19 protein-coding genes are annotated in these 21732 nt (G+C 71.2%); 8 read left to right on the forward strand and 11 right to left on the reverse strand.

The window, feature by feature from the left end:
- Positions 1-80: 80 nt before the first annotated feature.
- From ACFT32_RS31650 to ACFT32_RS31675, 6 genes are all read left to right on the forward strand, one after another.
- Positions 81-779: a response regulator transcription factor gene (locus ACFT32_RS31650; RefSeq protein ID WP_382496678.1), complete on the forward strand. Its 699-nt coding sequence runs from the start codon at positions 81-83 to the stop codon at positions 777-779.
- Positions 776-2257: a sensor histidine kinase gene (locus tag ACFT32_RS31655; RefSeq protein WP_382496131.1), complete on the forward strand. Its 1482-nt coding sequence runs from the start codon at positions 776-778 to the stop codon at positions 2255-2257. The genes ACFT32_RS31650 and ACFT32_RS31655 overlap by 4 nt, the downstream gene beginning before the upstream one ends.
- 67 nt (positions 2258-2324) lie before the next feature.
- Positions 2325-3458, forward strand: a complete 1134-nt coding sequence (locus ACFT32_RS31660) for an ABC transporter ATP-binding protein (protein WP_382496133.1) — start codon at positions 2325-2327, stop codon at positions 3456-3458.
- Entirely contained in the window at positions 3455-4153 is a 699-nt protein-coding gene (locus ACFT32_RS31665; protein WP_382496135.1) for an ABC transporter permease, read from the forward strand. The genes ACFT32_RS31660 and ACFT32_RS31665 overlap by 4 nt, the downstream gene beginning before the upstream one ends.
- Entirely contained in the window at positions 4150-4815 is a 666-nt protein-coding gene (locus tag ACFT32_RS31670) for an ABC transporter permease (RefSeq protein ID WP_382496137.1), read from the forward strand. The genes ACFT32_RS31665 and ACFT32_RS31670 overlap by 4 nt, the downstream gene beginning before the upstream one ends.
- Positions 4816-4878: 63 nt before the next feature.
- Positions 4879-5835, forward strand: coding sequence for an ABC transporter substrate-binding protein (locus ACFT32_RS31675; RefSeq protein ID WP_382496680.1), 957 nt, complete (start codon positions 4879-4881; stop codon positions 5833-5835).
- Between the two features lie 77 nt (positions 5836-5912).
- Here the strand turns inward: ACFT32_RS31675 and ACFT32_RS31680 are convergent, their stop codons facing one another.
- Genes ACFT32_RS31680 through ACFT32_RS31700 form a run of 5 tightly spaced genes read right to left on the reverse strand, consistent with a single transcriptional unit; the run spans position 5913 to position 12326 of the window.
- Entirely contained in the window at positions 5913-7067 is a 1155-nt protein-coding gene (locus ACFT32_RS31680; RefSeq protein ID WP_382496139.1) for an ROK family protein, read from the reverse strand.
- A complete protein-coding gene (locus tag ACFT32_RS31685; RefSeq protein WP_382496141.1) occupies positions 7064-8713 on the reverse strand; it encodes a dipeptide ABC transporter ATP-binding protein in 1650 nt (549 codons plus the stop codon). Before ACFT32_RS31685 ends, ACFT32_RS31680 begins: the two co-directional genes overlap by 4 nt.
- Positions 8710-9585, reverse strand: coding sequence for an ABC transporter permease (locus ACFT32_RS31690; RefSeq protein ID WP_382496143.1), 876 nt, complete (start codon positions 9583-9585; stop codon positions 8710-8712). The genes ACFT32_RS31685 and ACFT32_RS31690 overlap by 4 nt, the downstream gene beginning before the upstream one ends.
- 32 nt (positions 9586-9617) lie before the next feature.
- Positions 9618-10577 carry an ABC transporter permease gene (locus tag ACFT32_RS31695; protein WP_382496145.1) on the reverse strand — a complete coding sequence of 320 codons (960 nt, stop codon included), beginning with the start codon at positions 10575-10577 and terminating at the stop codon, positions 9618-9620.
- Positions 10578-10580: 3 nt separating this feature from the next.
- The gene (locus tag ACFT32_RS31700; RefSeq protein ID WP_382496147.1) at positions 10581-12326 is read right to left on the reverse strand and encodes a peptide ABC transporter substrate-binding protein; all 1746 of its coding nucleotides are present in this window, start codon (positions 12324-12326) and stop codon (positions 10581-10583) included.
- A gap of 182 nt (positions 12327-12508) precedes the next feature.
- Here ACFT32_RS31700 and ACFT32_RS31705 point away from each other — a divergent pair, with 182 nt between their 5' ends.
- Both ACFT32_RS31705 and ACFT32_RS31710 read left to right on the forward strand, forming a co-directional pair.
- Positions 12509-13675 (forward strand): ROK family protein, encoded by a 1167-nt coding sequence (locus tag ACFT32_RS31705; protein ID WP_382496149.1) that lies wholly within the window; start codon positions 12509-12511, stop codon positions 13673-13675.
- A 67-nt stretch (positions 13676-13742) separates the two neighbouring features.
- Positions 13743-15263, forward strand: a complete 1521-nt coding sequence (locus ACFT32_RS31710) for a M81 family metallopeptidase (protein ID WP_382496151.1) — start codon at positions 13743-13745, stop codon at positions 15261-15263.
- Here the strand turns inward: ACFT32_RS31710 and ACFT32_RS31715 are convergent.
- From ACFT32_RS31715 to ACFT32_RS31740, 6 genes are all read right to left on the reverse strand, one after another.
- Positions 15246-15830, reverse strand: coding sequence for an ATP/GTP-binding protein (locus tag ACFT32_RS31715; RefSeq protein WP_382496153.1), 585 nt, complete (start codon positions 15828-15830; stop codon positions 15246-15248). The genes ACFT32_RS31710 and ACFT32_RS31715 overlap by 18 nt on opposite strands.
- On the reverse strand, positions 15817-16176 hold the full coding sequence (locus tag ACFT32_RS31720; protein WP_382496154.1) for a DUF742 domain-containing protein: 360 nt from the start codon (positions 16174-16176) through the stop codon (positions 15817-15819). Before ACFT32_RS31720 ends, ACFT32_RS31715 begins: the two co-directional genes overlap by 14 nt.
- A 1-nt stretch (position 16177) precedes the next feature.
- On the reverse strand, positions 16178-16609 hold the full coding sequence (locus ACFT32_RS31725) for a roadblock/LC7 domain-containing protein (protein ID WP_382496156.1): 432 nt from the start codon (positions 16607-16609) through the stop codon (positions 16178-16180).
- Positions 16610-16623: 14 nt separating this feature from the next.
- Positions 16624-19419, reverse strand: a complete 2796-nt coding sequence (locus tag ACFT32_RS31730) for a nitrate- and nitrite sensing domain-containing protein (RefSeq protein WP_382496158.1) — start codon at positions 19417-19419, stop codon at positions 16624-16626.
- Between the two features lie 191 nt (positions 19420-19610).
- The gene (locus ACFT32_RS31735) at positions 19611-20615 is read right to left on the reverse strand and encodes a substrate-binding domain-containing protein (RefSeq protein ID WP_382496160.1); all 1005 of its coding nucleotides are present in this window, start codon (positions 20613-20615) and stop codon (positions 19611-19613) included.
- 214 nt (positions 20616-20829) lie between these two features.
- The gene (locus ACFT32_RS31740; protein WP_382496162.1) at positions 20830-21645 is read right to left on the reverse strand and encodes an SAM-dependent methyltransferase; all 816 of its coding nucleotides are present in this window, start codon (positions 21643-21645) and stop codon (positions 20830-20832) included.
- Positions 21646-21732: the final 87 nt, after the last annotated feature.

Raw genomic sequence — 21732 nt, forward strand, 5'->3', positions numbered from 1 at the left:
AACTTTCAAGTGTTTATCGATCGCACCGCGAAAGGGCGGACGGCTATGGAGGCGCGGGACAGGTGAAGCACTATGAGCGGGTGGAAAAAGTACGCTTCCTCGTCGTCGACGACGACCCGCCCATCGCCGACCTCGTCGCGACCGTCGCCCGCTACGAGGGCTGGGACGCGGTCACGGCGTACACCGGCGAGGACGCGCTGAAGCGGGCCGCCGAGTTCCACCCGGACATCGTGGTGCTCGACCTGATGCTGCCCGGCGTGGACGGCTTCGGTGTCCTGGACCGGCTGCGCGCCTCCGGGACGATGGTGCCGGTGGTGTTCCTCACCGCGCGCGACGGCGTCGCCGACCGGGTCGCGGGCCTGACGCGGGGCGGCGACGACTACCTGGTCAAGCCGTTCGCCGTGGAGGAGCTGATGGCCCGGCTGCGGACCGTGCTGCGGCGCAGCGCCGGACCCGCCTTCCAGCGGTCCGTGCTCCAGGTCGGCGACCTGACCATGGACGAGGACACCCGCGATGTGCGGCGCGGCGAGCGGCTGCTGTCGCTCACCCCGACCGAGTACGAGGTGCTGCGCTACCTGATGCGCAAGTCGCCCACCGTGCTCACCAAGGCGCAGATCCTCGACCACGTGTGGGAGTACGGCTTCGGCGGCCGCTCCAACGTCGTCGAGCTGGTCGTCAGCCGGCTGCGCCGCAAGCTCGACGAGACGGACGACGGCGGCGCGCCCCTGATCCACACCGTGCGGGGATTCGGGTACGTCCTGCGGCAGGCCTCCGAGTGATCGCCAGACTCCGGCGGACCTACCGCAGGATGCGCCTGGGCACCCGGCTGGCGCTGGGCCTCGGCGCCCTGGCGCTGGTCGTGTTCGCCGTCGTCGGCACGGCCCTGACCACCTACATGCGGGACTACCTCTCGGCCCAGCTCGACACCCAGCTCGCACAGGCCCAGATCGCCCAGTCCAAGAGCATCGCGGACTACGGCACGCTCTCGGGCAAGAAGTACTACAGCTGGTTCTACGCCGTGTACGACGTCTCGGACGGCACGCCCGAGCTCCGCAGGCCCGAGGACCCCGCCGACCTGCCGAAGGACGTCGACGACTTCACCTCCCTGGCCCGGGCGCAGACCACCGCGCACACGGAACTCCTGCGCACCGAGCACCTCAAGGGCGCCGGCTCCTACCGGCTGCGCGCCTGCCAGGTCGAGCCCGGGGTCGTCCTCGTCAGCGCCGCGCCCATGGAGGACATCGAGGACACGGTCGGGCAGCTGATCACCATCCAGGTCGTCACCTTCGGGGCCGCGCTGCTCGCGCTGGTCGTCTTCGGCCGCAGGACGCTGCGCCGCGGACTGAAACCGCTCAGCGACATGGCGTCCACCGCCCACGGCATCGCCTCGCACGACCTGACCGAGTCGGCGGCCCGGCTGCCGCTGCGCGCCGACGGCCGGGACGGCGGACCCGAGGTGGACGAACTGCGCACCGCCTTCAACACGATGCTGGAGCACATCGACCACTCCCTCGCCGTGCGCGCGGAGGCCGAGCAGCGGCTGCGCCGGTTCGTCGCGGACGCCTCGCACGAGCTGCGCACCCCGCTGATGTCGGTACGCGGCTACGCCGACCTCTTCCAGTACGCCGCCGCCAACGCCCCCGAGGAACGCGACCGGCACCTGGCCCGGCTGCGCGCCGAGGCCGCGCGGATGGGTGTCCTCCTGGACGACCTGCTGCTGCTCGCCCGGCTGGACGCGGCGGAGGTGGAGGAGCCGCTGCGCCTCGAGGACGCCGACCTGGTCGAGTTGGTGTGCCAGGCCGCGGACGCCTTCCGCGCGGGCCGCCCCGACCACGGGCTGACCGTGCTCGCGGGGCCGCGCCCGGTGCGGCTGCGGATGGACCCGCTGCGCATCCGGCAGGTCGTCGACAACCTCCTCACCAACGCCGCTGTGCACACCCCCGCCGGGACGAAGGTGTCCGTGGAGGTGTGCGTCGCGCCCGGCTCGGCCGAGGTGCGGGTCGCCGACACCGGTCCGGGCATCCCGCCCGACGACCGGGCCCGGGTCTTCGACCGCTTCTACCGCGTCGACAAGGCCCGCAGCCGCGACCGCGGCGGCAGCGGCCTCGGCCTCGCGGTCGCCCAGTCCCTGGTCCGGGCTCATGGCGGCCGCATCGAGCTGGACAGCGAGCCGGGGGCGACGGTCTTCACCGTCCGCCTGCCGCTGAACGGGGACGGCCCGGCGGCCGCCCCGGGGCCGGAAACCGCTGCCGTCTAGACTCGTCCGGCAACAACCCGTACGACCATGGCCAAAAGTCTCCGCCAACCCGAAGGGCCCCGGCGCCTTGATACGGATCGAATCAGTCACCAAGCGGTACCCGGACGGCACGGTGGCGGTCGACCGGCTCTCCATGGAGATACCCGACCGCTCGATCACCGTCCTCGTCGGACCGTCGGGCTGTGGCAAGACGACCACCCTGCGGATGATCAACAGGATGGTCGAACCGAGCGAGGGAACGATCCTCCTCGACGGCGAGGACATCCAGCGGCAGCCCGTCACCACCCTGCGCCGTTCCATGGGCTACGTCATCCAGAACGCCGGCCTCTTCCAGCACCGCACGATCGTCGACAACATCGCGACCGTGCCGCGCATGCTCGGCTGGGGCAAGCAGAAGGCCCGGGCCCGGGCGGCCGAACTGATGGAGCGCGTGGGCCTCGACGCCGCGCTCGCCAAGCGGTACCCCTACCAGCTGTCCGGCGGCCAGCAGCAGCGCGTCGGCGTGGCCCGGGCGCTCGCCGCCGACCCGCCGGTACTGCTCATGGACGAGCCGTTCTCGGCGGTCGACCCCGTGGTGCGCAAGGTCCTCCAGGACGAACTGCTGCGCATCCAGGACGAGTTGGGCAAGACCATCGTCTTCGTCACCCATGACATCGACGAGGCGATCAAGCTCGGCACGATGGTCGCCGTGCTGCGGGAGGGCGGCCATCTCGCCCAGTACGCACCGCCCGCCGAGCTGCTCTCCAACCCCGCCGACGCCTTCGTCGAGGACTTCCTCGGCGCCGACCGCGGCATCCGGGGCCTGTCGTTCTTCCCGTCCGCGCGGCTCACGCTGACCACCGACCCGGTGATCCGGGTCGACGCCACCGCCGAGCAGATCGCCGCCCCCGACGCCGCCTGGCTGCTGGTGACCGACGCGGACGGCAGGCCGCTCGGCTGGGGCGCGCCGCAGGATCTGACGGCCGGTGACATCAGGCCGGACCGGCTCCTCTCCCACGGGCGGCCGTTCGTGCCCGGCACCGACTCGCTGCGGGCCGCCCTCGACTGTGCCGTACTCTCCCCGACCGGCTGGGCCGTCGCCGTGGACGCCGGCGGACACGTGACCGGAGTGGTCGCCCAGCAGACCATCGGCGAGGCCATCCGCAGCGCCCACGAGGCACGGCGCGACGACGAGCGCGACGACGAGAAGGTCGCCGGATGAGCGGCTACCTCCACGACTTCTTCGACATCCCGAGCGACCTCCAGCACAGCTGGTTCGGGCTGATCGGGCTGCACCTGAGGGAAGCCCTGCTTCCGGTCGCGGCCGGACTGCTCCTCGCCCTGCCGATCGCCCAGCTCTGTGTGCGCTTCCGCTGGCTGTACCCGCCCGTCCTCGGCCTGACGACCGTGCTGTACGCCATCCCGTCCCTGGCGTTCTTCGTCGTGCTCATCGACTACACCGGGCAGACCGAACTCACCGTGATGATCCCGCTGGCCGTGTACAGCCTGGTGGTGCTCGTCCCGGCGATCGTCGACGGAGTGCGCTCAGTGCCCCCGGAGACCCTGGCCGCCGCGACCGCCATGGGCTTCGGGCCCGTACGGCGGTACTTCCAGGTGCAATTGCCGATCGCGGTACCGGCGATCATCGCCGGCCTCAGGGTGGCGACCGTGTCGAGCATCTCCCTCGTCAGCGTCGGCATGCTGATCGGCAACCAGGGCGCGCTCGGCAACCTGCTCCACGACGCGCAGATCTACAACCGGCCCGAGCTCACCTGGAACTCCGTGATCACCACGGCGCTCCTGGCGATCCTCGTCGACGCCCTTCTGGTCCTCGTCCGGGTGCTGCTGACGCCCTGGATGCCGAGCGGGAGGGCCCGTCGCAAGCCGGCGCCCGCCCTTGAGGAAGCCGCCCGGTGAACGTACTCAACTTCGTCAACGCGTTCTTCAGCGACAGCGCCCACTGGCAGGGCTACGACGGCATCCCGGCCCGGCTCGGGGAGCATGTCCAGTACACCCTGGAGGCGCTGCTCCTCGCCGCCGCGATCGGACTGCCGATCGGCCTGGTCACCGGGCACTACGGGCGCGGCGGCAACGCCCTGTCCCTGGTCGCCACCGCCGGGCGGGCCCTGCCCAGCTTCGGTCTGCTGGTGCTGATGACCACCCTGCTGGGGTTCGGGATGCTGCCCGTGATGATCCCGCTGGTCATCCTCGCCGTTCCGCCGATCCTGGTCACCACCTACGAGGCGATGCGTTCCGTCGACCCCTCGCCGGTGGACGCCGCCCGGGGCATGGGCATGCACGAGTCCCGGATCCTCTTCCAGGTGGAACTGCCGGTCGCCCTGCCGCTGATCCTCAGCGGCCTGCGCTCGGCGGCCATCCAGATCGTGTCGACGGCCACCATCGCCGCGTACGTCAGCCTGGGCGGCCTCGGCCGGTACATCGTCGACGGCCTTTACCAGCGCAACTACGAGAAGGTGGTGGGCGGTGCGACGCTCGTGGCCGTTCTCGCACTGGTCACGCTCGCGCTGTTCTGGGCGGCGGCCCGGGTCGCGGTATCCCCGGGTGTGCGCAGGAGATGACGCCAATTGGTGACCAAGCTGCTCTTGACTGACCGAATATCCGCTGGCTTGGATCAGTGGGTGATTACTACACGGAAGAGCAGCACCCGGTCCATCACGAGGCACCCCGGCGCGGCAGCGGTCGCGCTGGCCGCGGCGGCAGCTCTTCTCGGGGGCTGTTCCTCCGGCGGCACCTCCGACGACCCGCTCAAGGGCGGCGGGGCGGAGGGCGGCGCCGTCGTCGTCGGCTCCAACAACTTCGCCGAGAGCATCCTGCTCGCCGACATCTACGGCGAGGCCCTCAAGGCCAAGGGCATCAAGGTCACCTACAAGCCCAACATAGGCAGCCGGGAGACCACGTACGGTCTGATGAAGAACGGCAGCGTCACCGTGCTGCCGGAGTACAACGGCTCCCTGCTGGCCTACCTCGACGCCAAGGCCAAGCCGAAGACGGTCGAGGAGACCACGACGGCCATCGACGGCAAGCTCGACTCCAAGCTGGAGCTGCTGAAGCCGTCGGCGGCGCAGAACAAGGACTCCGTGACGGTCAACGCGGAGACCGCGAAGAAGTACAAGCTGACCGCGGACTCGTCCATCGCGGACCTCAAGGACGTCGCCAAGGACCTGGACTTCGGCGGCTCACCGGAGTTCCAGACCCGGCACCAGGGGCTGGTGGGCCTCAAGTCGGTGTACGGCCTTGAGTTCAAGTCCTTCAAGTCCCTCGACGCGGGCGGTCCGCTGACCCAGACGGCGCTGAAGAAGAACACCGTGCAGGCCGCGGACCTCTTCACCACCGACCCGACCATCGCCCGGGACAAGTTCATCGTCCTGAAGGACCCGGAGAACCTCTTCGGCTTCCAGAACGTGCAGCCGCTGGTCCGCAAGGGCGAGCTGTCCAAGGAGGGCGCCGCGGCACTCGACGCGGTCTCGGCCAAGCTCGACACGGCCGCGCTGCTCGAACTGGACGCGCAGGTCCAGCTCGAGAAGAAGGACCCGCTGGACGTGGCCAAGGCGTGGCTGAAGTCGGCGGGCCTGAGCTGACCTGACCTGCCCTGCCGACGGTCGGGCGTGACCGGCACTCCGATCACGCCTGACCCGGTCACCCTTGTCGTTGACGGTCACACCCGGCTGACCATGCCGAGTTCGGCCCGCGCCCGGGCCGCAGCGCCGATCGCCACGGCGTCGTCGCCCAGCAGCGCGAGCCGTACGCGCACCGGGTGCCCGCTGACCGGCGGTTCGGCGGCTAGGGCTGCGAGCAGGGGCGGCTCCAACAGCGACCAGGCCCGGCTGACGCCCCCGCCGACGACGCACACGGTCACATCCAGCAGCCCGGCCGTGACGAGAATCGCCCGCGCGACGGCGGCCCCGGCAGCCTGGTAGACGGCCAGGGCGTCCTGGTCCCCTTGTGCGGCCAGCCCGGCGACAGCCAGGCCGGAGAGACCTGGCCGGACTTCCCCAACCCGCCCGCCTGCTTCGGCCTGGCGAAGACCCACGGCCCGGCCGGCTCCCCGGCCCCGGCTGGTTTCCCGGCCCTGGCTGGTTTCCCGGCCCTGGCTGCTTTCCCGGCCTTGGCTGGCCACCCGGCCCCGGCCGGGAAGCTGCCCCCGGCCGGGTTCCTCGGGCCGGTGGGGTGGCCCGGCCTGACCGACGCCCTCGGCCTCCGATCCCGCCACTCGTTCGGCGTACCTCGCCGCGATCGCACGCCCCGACGCCAAGGTCTCCAGGTGGCCGCGGCCCCCGCAGGTGCAGGGCAGGTCGCCGAAGCCGGGGACGTGGCCGATCTCGCCCGCCGCTCCGTTCGGGCCGTCGTGCAGCCGGCCGTCCAGCCACAGCGCACCGCCGACCCCGGTGCCGAGCGTCATGCCGAGGACATGCGGCTCACCCGCGGCGGCGCCCCCGACGACCTCGCCGCGCAGAAACGCGTTGACGTCGTTCTCCAGGTACGCGGGAACGCCCAGCCCCTCCCGGACCGCCGCCGTCACCGGGAAACCGGCCCAGTCGCGGAAGGAGTCGCTGGCGACGAGGATCCGCCCGGCCCGGGCGTCCACCACGCCCGCCGCGCCGACCCCCACGCCGAGCAGCCGCGCCGGCGTACGGCCGAGGAGCAGCCGTACGGCGTCCAGCGCCGCGTCCGTCATCGCCCTGCCGTCCTCGGCCGCCGGTGTGGGCACGGCCACGCGGTCCGCGACCCGGAGATCCGCCGTACACAGCACCACCTGGGTGGTCGTGCCGCCGATGTCGACACCGGCGACGACCTCGACAGCGCCGGTCACGCCGTGGCCCCCGTCCCGAGGGCCGCCGCCCGGCGCCGCCGTTGCAGCACCGGATCCGGCACCGGCACGGCGGCGATGAGCCGCCGTGTGTACTCCGTCTCCGGGCGCGAGAGGGTGGACAGCGTGGGCCCCTGCTCCACCACCTGCCCGGCCCGCATCACCACCACGCGCCGGGCGAACTCCTGCACCACGGCCAGATCGTGCGACACGAACAGACAGGCGAACCCCAGCTCGCGCTGTGACTCGGCGATCACCTCCAGCACCGTCCGCTGCACACTCACATCGAGCGCACTGGTCGGCTCGTCCGCGACCAGCAGCCGCGGCTGCAGCACCAGCGCCCGGGCCAGACTCACCCGCTGCCGCTGACCGCCGGACAGCTCACGCGGCCCGCGGACCGCCAACTCCGTCGGCAGCCGCACCAGTTCGAGCACCTCGGTGACCCGCGCCCGCCGCTCGGCCGCCGGCATCCCACGCCGGTGCACCCGCAGCGGCTCGGCCACGCACTCCGCGACACTCATCCGCGCGTCCAGCGACGCCACGGGATCCTGGAGCACCACACCCACCCCGGCCAGCAGCGAACGCCGACGGCGCCCCCGCACCCGGCGCAGATCGCCGCCGAACAGCGACACCGTGCCGGAGGACGGCCGGACCAGCCCCAGCGCGACCCGCGCCGCCGTCGACTTGCCGGATCCCGACTCGCCGACCAGGCCGACCGTCTCACCGGGACGGACGGTGAGGGACACGTCCTCCAGGGCCCGCACGGCACGCGGCCCCCGCCCGAACCGCACGGAGACGTCCCGGAGTTCGACCACCGCGTCTCGCGGGGGACGCGCCGCCGGTGGCGGCGCTGCCTCCGGCTCGCCCACCGCCAGACGCGGCACCGCCGCCAGCAGCCCCCGGGTGTACTCGTGCCGAGGCCGCAGCAGCACCTCCTCCACCGTCCCGGTCTCCACGATCTCGCCCCGCAGCATCACGGCCACCCGGTCGGCGAAGTCCGCGACCACGCCCATGTTGTGGGTCACGAGCAGCACGCCCGTGCCCGAGTCGGCGGCGAGACCCCGCAGCAGGTCCAGGATCCCGGCCTGCACGGTGACATCGAGGGCCGTGGTCGGCTCGTCCGCGACCAGCAGCCCGGGCGAGTTGGCGATCGCCATGGCGATGACGACCCGCTGCCGCTGCCCGCCCGACAACTGGAACGGAAACGCCGAGGCCCGCCGCTCCGGCTCCGGAATACCCACCCGGCGCAGCAACGCCACCGCCTCCCGGGCCGCCTCGGTGCGCGACACCGTCCGGTGGTTGCGGAGCACCTCGGCGATCTGCGCCCCGACCCGGGTCAACGGGTCCAGTGCCGTCGCGGGCTCCTGGAACACCATCGAGGCCGTACGGCCTCGCATCCGGGCCAGTCCGGCCTCGGACGTGCCGACGACCTCGGCACCGTCGACCCTGACGCTCCCGGAGACCCGGGCGCTGCCCGGCAGCAGTCCCAGCGCGGCCAGCGCCACCGTCGACTTCCCCGACCCCGACTCGCCGACCAGCGCCAGCGTCTCCCCGGGCCGGACCCGCAGCGACACGTCCCGCACGGCGGGCACGTCACCGCTGTCCGTCGTGAAGGTCACGCCCAGCTTCTCGATCTCCAGGATGCTCACGCACGCCCCTTCACATCGAAGGCGTCGCGCAGCCCGTCGCCGATCGCGTTGAACGCGCACACGACGAGAATGATCGCGAGGCCCGGCGGAACGATCAGCCACCAGCGCCCGGAGTACGCCGCCGTCAGACCGGCCGACAGCATGCCGCCCCAGTCCGTCGCCGGCGGCTGGACACCCAAGCCGAGATACGACACATACGCCACGAGCAGGATCGCGTCGGCGATCTGGAACGTCGCCGCGACCACGATGGTGGACACCGAGTTGGGCAGGATGTGCCGGCCGATCGCCCGCCCGTGCGTCCCGCCGATGGCACGCAGGGTCAGCACGTAGTCCCGGCTCTTCAGCGTGAGCGTCTCCGCCCGCACCAGCCGCGAGGGCACCAGCCACGACACCACCCCGAGGATCACGACGAGCCCGAGCGGCCCCGGATCGGTGATGGCGGACACCACGAGCAGGATGAACAGCGCCGGGATCGCGATCCCCGCGTCCACGACCCGCATCATCACGGCGTCCACCCAGCCGCCCGCGTACCCCGCGACGGCTCCCCAGAGCGTCCCGATGACGGTCGCCAGCAGTCCGGCGGCAAGCCCCACGAGCAACGAGATCTTCCCGCCGTACATGAGCCGCCCGAGCTGATCGTGTCCTACGGCATCGGTACCGAGCCAATGGGCCCCGCTGGGCGCGAGATTGACCTGGGAGAGATCCGTATGGGTCTGATCGGTGGAGTACACCAACGGCCCGACGAAACAGAACAGAAGGAAGAGCACAAGAACAACAAGCCCAGCCACAGCAAGCCTGTTGCGCGCGAAGCGCGCATTCCTCAGGGGCGCGGGGCTGTTTCCATTTGCGGCTCCGCCGCGGGGCGCGAGCACCCCCCACCGGCCTGCGGCGAAAACACGACCACTCACACCCGCCCCTCCTTAACCCGAGGATCCACAACCCGCTGCACCACATCCGCCAGCAAGGTCCCCACCACCGTCGCGACGGAAATGACCAGCACACACCCGAGCAGCACCGGGTAGTCAGAAGACTGCGCCGCACTCCAGAACAACAGCCCCATCCCCGGGTAGTTGAAGAGCTGCTCAACCACCAGCGCACCCCCGAACAACACCGGCACGTAATACCCGAGCATCGCGATCACCGGCGTCAGTGAACTCCGGAACACATGCCGGAAGAGAATCGCGTACTGCCCGGCCCCACCCGCCCGGGCCGTGCGGACATAGTCCTCGGAGAGGTTCTCCAGCGTCGAAGCCCGCATGTACCGGCTGAACACCGCCACCATCGACGCCGCCCCCGTCACCACCGGCAGCACCAGTCCCACCGGATCCGCGAACACCTGCCCCAGCGTGTCGCCCTGCGGCGCCTGGGAGGGGAACCAGTTCAGCGTCTGTGTGAACAGCAGGATCAGCAGCAGCCCCAGGAAGTACACCGGCGTGGAGTACGCGACGAAGCTCAGCGTGGTGACGACGTAGTCCACCGGCTTGTTGCGCCGCACCGCCTGCCACATGCCCAGCGGCACCGCCAGCAGCAGACCCACAAGAGCGGACAGCACGGTCAGGACGAGTGTCTTCGGCAGACGCTGGGTGATGAGCCGGGACACCGCCTCGTTGAGCGTGTACGAGGTCCCGAGGTCGCCGTGCAGCAGGGTGCCGAGGTAGTGGACGTACTGCACGGGCAGGGACCGGTCCAGCCCCTGCTCCTGATTGAACGCGGCGATCTGCTGGGCGGTCGCCTGCGGGCCGAGGATTCCGCGTGCGGGACCCCCGGGCAGCGCGTGCAGCAGGCAGAACACCACGACCGTGACGAGGAGGATGACGACGAGGGCCTGGAGCACCCGCCGGGTCAGGTACCAGACGGTGTCCATGGCTCAGTCGGTCCACTTCCACTGGGCGGGGTGGAAGTTGGCGAGGGAGTCCTGGGAGAAGCCGCCGAGACCCTTCCTGACGACCGAGATCTGGTAGACGGGCTCCGGCAGCCAGATCACCGGGAGGTCCTCGGAGAGGGCCTCGCTGTACTTCTGGATCGCCTCGTTCGAACTCGACGTCGTGGAAGCGGAGATCAGCTTGTCCACCTCAGGGTTGGAGTACCCGCCGAAGTTCGAGCCGCCGCCGGTCTGGAACAGCGAGTCGCCGGTGGGGAACGCCGGGAAGTACCAGCTGCCCGCCGTACCGAAGAAGGACAGCTGCCATGAGCAGACGGGCTGGTCCGCCTTGCACTGCGGGGTCTGCGACAGCACCGAGTTGACCGGGGCCGTCTTGATGGAGAACTTGATGCCGGTCTTCGCGAGGGAGGACTGGATCGCGCTCATCATGTTGTCCGTCACCGTCGAGCCGGACTGCGACAGCACCCGCATCTCGAACTTCGTCCCCTTGGCGACACCCGCACCGCACTTCGCGGGTTCGGTGCACGTCATCACACCGCCCTGCTCGCTCCAGCCGTGCTCGGTGAGCAGGGTGCGTGCGGCGTCCGTCGAGTACGGGTACGGGTTGCCCTTCTGCGCCGGTGAGACGAAGTCGGAGGCCTGACCCTGCGGTACGGGGCCGTAGCCGGGCATCGCCGTGCCGTTGAAGATGACCTTCGCGAGGCTCGCCTGGTCGATGGAGCGCTGGACGGCCTGGCGGGCGTACGGCTGCTTGAACACCGCGCCCATCCGCGGGTTGTTGAAGTTGTACGGCATATAGGTGATCGCCCAGCCGGACCACGGCTTCACCTCGTAGCCCCGCGCGGTGAAGCTCTCCTTCTGGTCGAGGTCGCCCGCCTCGATGTAGCCGTAGTCGACGGTGCCGGAGCGCAGCGCGTTCTTCTCGGCGTCCGCGGTGGTGAACGGCAGCAGGTTCACGGTCGGGATGTTCGCCTTCTCACCGCCGTCGTACTTCTTGTTGGCGTTGAGGACGACCTTGCCGGCCGTCGAGAAGGACTTCACCGCGTAGGGGCCGCTGATGGTCTTCCACAGGGGGTTCGTCGCGTAGTCGCCGATGTTCTTCGCGGCGTTGTTGAGGGCGGTCCACACCTGCTTCGGGTCGCCGCCCTTGTCCCAGACATGCCGGGGGAGCGGCGTGATGGAGCTCAGCTCGTTGGCGAGCATCCACTGCGGGTTGTAGGCCTTGTCGAAGGTGATCGTGAAGTGGCGGTCGTCGGCCGCCTTGAACGCAGTCCAGTTGTCGGGCGCCTGGCCCGGGTTGTAGCCCGCCCACTCCTTCTTGTTGGCCTTGATGAGGTCGAACCAGAACTTCACGTCGCGGGAGGTGATGGGCTTGCCGTCGCTCCAGTGCCGGTCGCCCAGCGTGATCCGCACGCTCTTGTTGTCCGGGGCGAAGTCGGCGGCCGTGGCGACGGAACCCTTCTTGTTCCAGGCGATCTTGCCGGTCGAGCCGTCGTAGGCGATCAGCGGCTCCCACAGGGTGTTCGCGATGGAGATGTTGTTGGTGTTCAGATGGGCCGCCGTACCGATCGGCAGGATCCAGTTCGGTGTGAAGTTCGCGGGCAGCGCGTAGTCGATCGAGTCGCGGGACGACGCGGACGACGTGCCGCTCGTCCCGGAGCAGCCCGCGAGCAGCAGCGTGCCCGCGCCGAGGGCGGCACCGGTGAGCAGTCTCGTGCGAGCAGGGGACATGGCTCTCCTCGGGGACAGAAGCCGGGGTCGGGGGGTGGAGCCAGTGAACGCCCGCTGTGTTCGAAGAAACAGACGTGCATGGGTAAAAAGTCTGTTTCTGCTGTTCTGGAAAAAGCCGCGAGAGGGTCTTTCTGGCCTACGCTCACTGCTCCGGCCGGCCGCTGACGGAAGTAACCGCATCCATGCCTGAAAAAAGTGCTCCGTTGAGCGGACGCGTCCTCGAACTCCTCGCCTCCGGGCAGGCGTCGACCCGCACCGAGCTGGCGCAACTGCTCGGCGCCGCGCCCTCGACGGTGTCGTTCACGGTGAGCCAGCTGATGTCCCACGGACTGGTCGCCGAGGAGGGCACGGTGTCCTCCACCGGCGGGCGTCCGCGCAAGGTGCTGCGGCTGGGCGGCAGCGACGGGTTCGCGGTGGCGGCCGAACTGGGCGGCCGGCACGCCCATGTGGGCGTCGTCCTGCCCGGCGGTGGACTCACCGACGTCTCCACCGTGCCGTTCCCGACGGACCACGGCCCCGAGGCCGCACTGCCCGGGCTGGCCGAGACCCTGCTCGTGCTCGCCGAACAGCACGGCCGGCATCTGCTCCGGGGCGTCGGCCTGTCCCTGCCCGGTCCGGTCGACGTCACCACCGGCGTCGTCACGCTGCCGTCCCGGATGCCCGGCTGGAACCGCTTCCCGGTCCGCGCCTGGCTGGAGGAGCACTTCGGAGTCCCGGCGGCCATCGAGAACGACGCCAACTGCATGGCCGTAGGCGAACACACCGTGCAGCCGCCCGAGCGCCGCCAGTCGATCATGGTGAAGAGCGGTACGGCCATCGGCGCGGGCGTCATGGCCGACGGGCGGCTCTACCGGGGCGGTTCCGGCGCCGCCGGCGAGATCACCCACGTCCGCGTCGAGGCAGGCCACGACATCCCCTGCTCCTGCGGCAACACCGGCTGTCTGGAGACCGTCGCCTCCGGCGCGGCCCTGGTACGGATCCTGCGCGCCCGCGGCCTCGACGTGGCCTCCACCGAGGACGTCGTACGCCTCGCCTCCGACGCCGACCCCGAGGCGACCCGGGCGGTCCGGCAGGCCGGGCGCTACCTCGGCATGGTGCTGGCCGCCAACGTCAACTTCTTCAACCCCGACGCCGTCTACCTCGGCGGCATCCTCTCCACCCTTGAGCCCTTCGTGGCCGCCGTGCGCAGCCAGCTCTACGAGGGCTGCCACCCCCTCGTGACCGAGCACCTGGTGATCGAACGGGCCAGCCTCGGCGCCGACGCCGGACTCGTCGGCGCCGGCCAGTTCGCCCTCCAGCGGGCCCTGGCCCACGCCCTGCACACGGCCACCGGCACCCCGCACCCCTGAGCCACCGGAACCGGCACCCGCACCCCTGAGCCCCGGCACCCGTCACCCCTGACATCCCGGAGGAGCCATGTCCGTACCGTCCCGCCCCGTGATCGCGATCGCCGGACTCGGCATCGAGTCGTCGACCTTCTCCCCGGCCCGCACCGAGGCCCCGGCCTTCCACCCGCGGCGCGGCGCAGAAGTCCTCACTCGGTACCCGTTCCTCGCCCCGGGACAGCCGCTCCGAAACGCCGCCGACTGGCGCGGCGCCCTCGTCGGCAAGGCCCTGCCCGGAGGCACGGTGACGGCGGCGGCCTTCGCCGAGCTGTCCGGTGAACTCCTCGACCGGTTGCGGGCGCTGGGCCCGCTGGACGGCCTGTGGTTCGACATCCACGGCGCCATGACGGTCGAAGGACTGGACGACGCGGAGGCGGTGCTCCTGGACCGGATCCGCGAGGTGACCGGACCGGACGTCATCGTGTCCACCTCCATGGACCTGCACGGCAACGTCTCCCGCGACCTCGTCCACCGCACCGACCTGATCACCTGCTACCGCATGGCCCCGCACGAGGACGCCATGGAGACCAAGGAACGCGCCGCCCGCAACCTCGTCGAGCACCTCGTGAGCGGTGCGCCTCGCCCGGTCAAGGCGTGGATCCCGGTGCCCGTGCTGCTGGCCGGGGAACAGACCTCCACCCGGATCGAACCGGCCAAGGGCCTGTACGAGGCCGTGGCGGAGGTCGCGGCGGCCGACGGGGTGACCGACGCCGCGGTCTGGGTCGGCTACGCGTGGGCGGACGAACCGCGCAACCGGGCCGCCGTCGTGGTCACCGGCCCCGAGCCGGACGCCGTCGGCGCGGGTGCCGAGCGCCTGGCCCGCGGCTTCTGGGCGGCCCGGCACGACTTCGCCTTCGTCGCCCCCACCGGCACCCTCGACGCGTGCCTCGACGCGGCCCTGGTATCCCCCGCACGCCCGTACTTCGTCAGCGACACCGGCGACAACCCCACGGCGGGCGGCGCCGGCGATGTCACCTGGGGCCTCGAACAAGTACTGGCCCGATTCGAGTTCAAGGACCCGGCCGGGCCGTCCGTCCTCTACGCGTCCCTGCCCGGCCCGGACGCCGTGGACACGGCCGTGCGGGCGGGCGTCGGCGCGACGGTCACCGTCACCGCCGGTGCCGGCGTCGACGACCGGCACGCCGGGCCGCTCACCCTGACCGGCGTGGTGCACGCCGTCCGGCACGGCGACCGGGACGCCGAGACGGAGGTGGTGCTACGGGTCGGGAGCGTGCGCGTGATCGTCACCCGGCTGCGCAAGCCGTACCACCACGAACACGACTTCACGAACCTGGACCTGGACCCGCGCGGCGCGGACGTGGTCATCGTCAAGATCGGCTATCTGGAGCCCGAGCTCTTCGCCATGGCCGCCGACTGGAAGATGGCCCTCACACCGGGCGGCGTCGACCAGGAGCTCACCCGCCTCGGCCACCACCGCATCCACCGGCCGATGTTCCCCTTCGACCCGGAGATGCCGGACCCGGACCTCAAGGCCAGGATCGTCCCGCCCTCCGACGAGCCCTGCACACCGGCCCTAGGCCTGGACCGCTGACGCGATCAACTGGTCGATCAGGGCGATCAGCACGTCCCGGCACGACTCCCGGTCCCGCGCGTCGCACAGCAGTACCTGCACATGCTCCGGCACCGCGAGCGCCTCCCGGATGTCCTCCGGCGGATAAGGGTGCTTGCCGTGGAAGCCGTTGACCCCGACGACGAACGGGATCTCCCGGCGTTCGAAGAAGTCGATCGCGGCGAAGCTGGACTCGGGTCTGCGGACGTCGACCAGGACCACGGCGCCGAGCGCGCCGAGCGCCAGGTCGTTCCACATGAACCAGAACCGCTGCTGCCCCGGCGTACCGAACAGGTACAGCACCAGTTCCCGGCTGATGGTGATTCTGCCGAAGTCCAGGGCCACGGTGGTGGCCCGCTTCTCCTCGATGCCGTCGAGGTCGTCGATGCCCAGACCGGCGATGGTCAGGGGTTCCTCGGTGCGCAGCGGGGCGATCTCGCTGACCGACCCGACCATGGTGGTCTTGCCCACGCCGAAGCCCCCGGCGATGAGGATCTTGACCGTGTCGGGTGCCGAGGACGCGTCTGTGACGGGGTCAGAGCCGGCCAAGGCCGTCCCTCACTTTCTGCAGCAGGTCCAGGTCCGGAGTGGTACGGGAAACGAGGCGCGGCGGGCGGACGGTGATCCGGCCCGCCTCCAGCAGGTCGCAGAGCAGGATGACGACCACGCTCACCGGCAGGTCAAGCCGGGCGGCCAGCTCCGCCACGGCGACCGGCTCGGCACAGAGCCGGAGGATCCGGGTGTGCTCGGGCTGGCACCGGGGCGCGGTGGCCGGTGCGGGATCGACCGCGGTCACCGTCGCGATGAGCGTGAAGTCGGCACGGCTGGGCCGGGTCCGGCCACCGGTCAGGGCGAACGGTCTTACGAGCCGGCCCGCCGAGTCGCCTTCGCCCACCTCACACGCCTGGGTCGACGACGGGTCCGGACATGCCCCGCGGTGCCGCGCTGAGGTGCTCGCCGATCTTCTTCACCAGCATGTTCATCTGGTACGCCACCACACCGACGTCCGCGCCCGGGCCGGTCAGCACGACCAGATGGGCGCCGGGGCCGGCGGAGGTCAGGATCAGGTAGCTGTTGGCCATCTCGATGAGCGCCTGGCGCACGGGACCGCCCCGGAAGTCCATGCTGACGCCCTTGCTCAGGCTCATCAGACCGGACGCGGTCGCCGCGAGCCGCTCGGCGTCGTCGCGCAGGAACCCGGTGGACTTGCTGACCACCAGGCCGTCCTCGGAGAGCACCACGGCCTGGTTCACGTCGGCGACCCGCTCCACGAGTCCGGTCAGCAGCTGGTCGAGCTGGGTGTGCGTGGCGGGGATGGGGCGTGTCATTGCGGTGTCCTTCGTCAGCGGTCGGCGGGCGGAGTCGAGGGGGCGGGGTCGGCGGCGGCCTGCCGGGGCGGTGTGGCCGGGTCCTCGTCACGGGCCCGGAGCGTGCCGCGCTGGAAGCCGGCCAGGGAGGAGGCGGCGGCTTCCGCGGTGAAGTCGTCGAGGGAAGCGTCGTCGCCGTCGGGCGCGGACTCTTCGCGCAGTTCCTCGACCAGGCTGGTCTGCGGCACACGACGGGGGAGCGGGGCGAGACCGTCCCCGCGGGGGATACGAGCGGCGGACGCCGTCCGGGCCCCGGCGAGCGCCCGCGACTCACGCCCGGAACGGCCGTCGCCGACACCGCCGGTGACGCTATCGGCCCCGGCGTTGCCACCGTTGCCGGTGGCGCCGGAGACACCCTCGGACTCCGAGGCACGCTCGGCACCCACCGAGTTCCGCCCGCTGCCCGAGCGTTGTCCGTCTGCCGGGCTGCGGTCGTCTGCCGACTTCTGCCCGCGGTCCGAGTGTCGTCCGTCTGCCGGGCTGCGGTCGTCTGCCGACTTCTGCCCGCGGTCCGAGTGTCGTCCGTCTGCCGGGCTGCGGTCGTCTGCCGAGCTCTGCCCGCCGCCCGAGCGCTGTCCGTCGTCCGAGCCTTGCCCGTCCGTCGGGCTTCGGCCGTCGTCCGAGCCTCGCCCGTCCGCCGAACCCTGCCCGTCGCCCGATCCTCGCCCGTCGCCCAAGGATTCTTCTTCCACCGAGCTCCGCCCGTCCTCCGGGCCTCCGCCGTCCCTCGGCCCGCCGGCGGCCGGGAGGCCCGTGCCCCGAGGGCCGCCTAGGGCCGTCAGGCTGCTGTGCGTGCCGTTCAGGGACTTGGCGTTGTGGGTGCCGGGTGTGCCGGTGGAGGGGACCTCCCGGACCACGATGTCGTGCGGTATCAGCACGATCGCCGTGGTCCCGCCGTACGGCGACGAGCGCAGGGTGACGGCGATGCCGTGCCGGTGGGCCAGCTGGGCTATCACGAACATGCCGAGCCGCAGGTCGTCGGCGAGCGCGACCACGTCGAACTGCGGGGGGACCGCGAGCTGTTCGTTGAAGGACGCGTAGTCCTCCTCCGACATGCCGAGTCCGCGGTCCTCGACCTCGACGGCCAGGCCCTTGGCCACCATCCCGGCCCGCACGGTGACGGGGCTCGGGGCGGGGGAGTATGCCGTCGCGTTGTCGATGAGCTCGGCCAGCAGATGGATGACGTCGGCGACCGCGGGCGGGGCGACGTACACCTCCTCCTCGGTGTGCACCTCCACCCGCTGGTACTCGGCGACCTCGCCGACCGCGCTGCGCAGGATGTCCATCAGCGCGACCGGCTCGCTCCAGCTGCGGCCCGGCCGTTCGCCGCTGACGATGACCAGGTTCTCCTCGTAGCGGCGCAACTGGCTGGCCGTGGAGTCCAGCTCGTACAGGCCCTTGAGGATGTCGGGGTCGCTGTGTTCGCGCTCCAGCGCGTCCAGCTTGCTCAGCTGGAGGTTGACCAGGTTCTGGCTCTGCCGGGCGATGCCCAGGATGACCTTCTGGAAGCCGCGCCGGGTGTCGGCGAGTTCGACGGCGGTGTGCACGGCCGTGCGCTGGGCGGTGTTGAACGCCTGGGCTACCTGGCCGAGTTCGTCGTGCCCGTAGTCCAGCCGGGTCGTCGCCGACTCCGGGTCGACCGTCTCGCCCCGCTCCAGCCGCGCCACCACGTCCGGCAGCCGCTCCTTGGCCAGGCTGAGCGTGGCCAGGCGCAGACCGCGCAGCCGCCGGGACAGCGAGCGGGTGATCCGCCAGGACATGCCGACGCACAGCAGCAGCGCGAGCAGTCCGCCGGCGCTCAGCGACGCCGCCTTGATCAGCGTCCCGTCGGCCTTGTCGGCGCTGCGTTCCAGCAGTCCCGCCGTCTGCCGCTCGATGAGGCTCGCGTAGTGCGCGGACAGCTTGTCCATGGCGGCGTTCCACCGCTTCTGCGCGTCCGGCAGGGCGATCCGGTCCGCGTGGGCGCTGGAGTTCCGGGCCGCCAGCACCTGGTCCTCGATCGACTCCAGCGTCCGCCACTCCGGGCTCGCCAGGATCCGCTCGGTCTGCGCCTTGGCCTCGCCGGTCAGCTGGGGCACGACCTGGTCCTGGACCAGCCAGCGCCGGGTGTTCACGAGTTCCGCGTACTGCACCCACGCCTTGTCGTCCAGATGCCCCGACGGCCAGGCCAGGGTCAGCTGCGCGTCCTCCCGGGAGACCAGCTCCGCCGCGTGCTCCAGCGCGACGAGCGGGCCGGCCTGCGAGGTGAGGTCGCCGTCGTCGACCTGGGAGAGCTCCTGGAAGGCGTGGATCTGGTCGTCGATGATCGAGGAGTACTGGTCCAGAGCCTGCTGGGGAGTGATGTCGGTGGGGTCGTCCACCTGGTCCCGGTAGTACTCGAGACTTCCCACCGAGCCCAGCACCGAGTACAGCCGGTCGGAGACACGGGAGGGCGCCTTCTCGATCGCGTCCGCCTGCCCGACGAGCTTCCCGACCGCCTTGTCGGTGTCCTCGCGCTGCGCGTCGAGGGCGGCCCGGGAACCGTGCGGCGAGGCCAGCCAGGCGGCCGACAGGCTGCGCTCCCGCTGGAGCGCGAGCGTCGCGTCGGTGCCCATGGCGCCGGTCGACCGGCTCAGCTCCGTCTGGTCCCGCAGCCGCAGGCCCTCCGAGAACATCTGGATCGTCGTCACGCCCCACATGGCGGCGAGGGTGACGCTGGGCACCAGGGCCAGCAGCCACAGGGAGAGGCGTATGGAACCGAGACGGCGCCGGGCACCTGTCCGTCGAGACATCGTCGTCCTAGGGCGATCAGCGGGGAGCGAGGAACGGGGAAGCGGAACGGTCGGGGAGGGTGGGGGACAGGCGCGGGGGTGAGGCCGTCCCGGGCGCGGCACATGGGATGCGCAGGATGTTATCCGTACAAGTGGGCCTGCGAACCGGGCCTGACCGAATCTTTGGCGACACCGTCACAGGAAGTGTCCGGTCACCGGGTCCCGGCGGCGGCGAACCGTGCCACAGCGGACACGTTCGACCTGGTCACGAACGCGGGACCGGTGAGCACCGGAGCCGCCCCGCCGCCGCTGATGTTGCCGTTGGTGCGGTACAGCCACAGGGCGTCCACCGCGAGGTAGCCCTGCAGATACGGCTGCTGGTCCACGGCGAACTGCACATCGCCGCCCTGGACGGCCTTGACCAGGTCCTTGTTGAGGTCGAAGGTGGCCACCTCGGCTCTGCTGCCGGCCTGCTTCACGGCCTTGACCGCGCTGAGCGCGAACTGGGCCCCGTTGGTGACGACCTCGTCGATGCTGGTGTCCTGCCGCAGCCGGGACGCGATCGTGGCGGTCACCGCGTCGAGGTCGGTGCCGTCCACGTAGAGGTTGTCGGTGTCGCCGCGGAACGTCTTCCTCACGCCGGCGCAGCGGGCTTCCAGCGCCACGTTGCCCCGCTCGTGCACCACGCACAGGGCGTGCTTGGCCTTGACCTCGTCCAGCTTGTCGCCGACGGCCCGGCCGGCGACGGACTCGTCCTGGCCGAAGTACTCCAGGAGTCCCGTGGGCCGCCAGGCGTCGATGCCGGAGTTGAGCCCGACGACGGGGATGCCGGCCGCCTTGGCCTGGGCGACCGGGCCGCGCATCGCCGCCGGCTTGGCCAGCGTCACGGCGATGCCGTCGACCTTGTCGCGGACCGCGTCCTTCACCAGCGCGGCCTGCGCGGCCGGGTCGGAGTCCCCGGCGTACGTGAGGTCGATGCCGTCCTTGGCGGCCGCCGCCTCGGCGCCTCTGCGCACCAGGTCCCAGAAGGCGTCGCCCTTGCCGCCGTGGGTGACGAGGGCGACCTTCATCCCGCCGCCGGACCGGTCCGCGGTATCCGACCTGTCGTCGGCGGCGCCGAGGACGGAACAGCCGGACACCAGCAGACACGCGGCGGAGGCCAGGGCCACGGTTCGGAACAGTCTCGGGGTGGTGGGCTGCGGGGGAGGAGCGTTCATGGGGGGTGGACCTCGCTGTGCGGCCGAGCAAGAGCAGGGTGAGAGCACAGCGGGGCCGTGAACGTGCACGACCCGATGACTCTCTCTGGCCCGGAGCCAACCGTGTGTGACCACCGGTCGTCAAGTGAGCGGCCACAAGCCGTGAGTTGATGCCACCGCATCGTGATGATCCGTCCGACAGGCCGAACGGCGAGGTCAGGGACCCTTTCCCCGGCTACGGCTTGCGCGCCACCGCCCCGTACATCGCGATGTCCTCGTCCCGGATCCCGGCACCGTCTTTTTCCGTACCGTCCGTGCGGTTCGGGCGCCACTTGTGGACCTGCGCGATGCCGGGCTCCACCAGGTCGAGACCCTCGAAGAACTCCGCCGCCTCGGGGAGGGTGCGCAGCCGCATCGGCATGCCGCGCGCGGCGTACTCCCGGGCCACCCGGCCGACCTCGTCGGGCGCGAAGTCGGCGGTGCCGACGGACATCGCGAGGCAGCTGCCCGACGGCAGCGGGTCGAGCAGCCGGCGTACGATGCCGACGGCGTCGTGCTCGTCCAGCATGAAGTGCACGATCGCGATGACGGTCAGCGCGACCGGCTCCGAGAGGTCGAGGGTCTCCCGGAAGCCGGGGGCGCCGAGGATGGCCGCCGGGTCGCGCATGTCCGCCTCGACGTACGCCGTCCCGCCCTCGGGCGTGCTCGACAGCAGGTCCTTGGAGAGGGAGAGGACGAGCGGGTCGTTGTCGACGTAGACGACCCGCGCGTCCGGGGCCGCGGCCTGGGCGATCTCGTGCAGGTTGGGCGAGGTCGGGATGCCGGTGCCGATGTCGAGGAACTGGCGTATCCCCGCCTCGGCGGCGAGATACCGCACGGCGCGGTGCATGAAGTCGCGGTTGGCCCGCATGTGGACCGGCAGGGCGGGCCACTCACGGCACATGGCGTCGCCCGCCCGCCGGTCGGCGGGATAGTTGTCGTCGCCGCCGAGGATGTAGTCGTAGATCCGCGCGGAGTGCGCGCTCTCGGTGTCGATACGGTGCTCCGGCATCCGGGCCTCCCAGTACACAACTCACCTGTCACCGGCCACAGTTGGACCGATGGGCGCGATTCCATCACTCCTGGCCCCGGGAGGGAA

It is taken from the genome of Streptomyces sp. NPDC057002 (assembly GCF_042673825.1).
Lineage (GTDB): Bacteria > Actinomycetota > Actinomycetes > Streptomycetales > Streptomycetaceae > Streptomyces.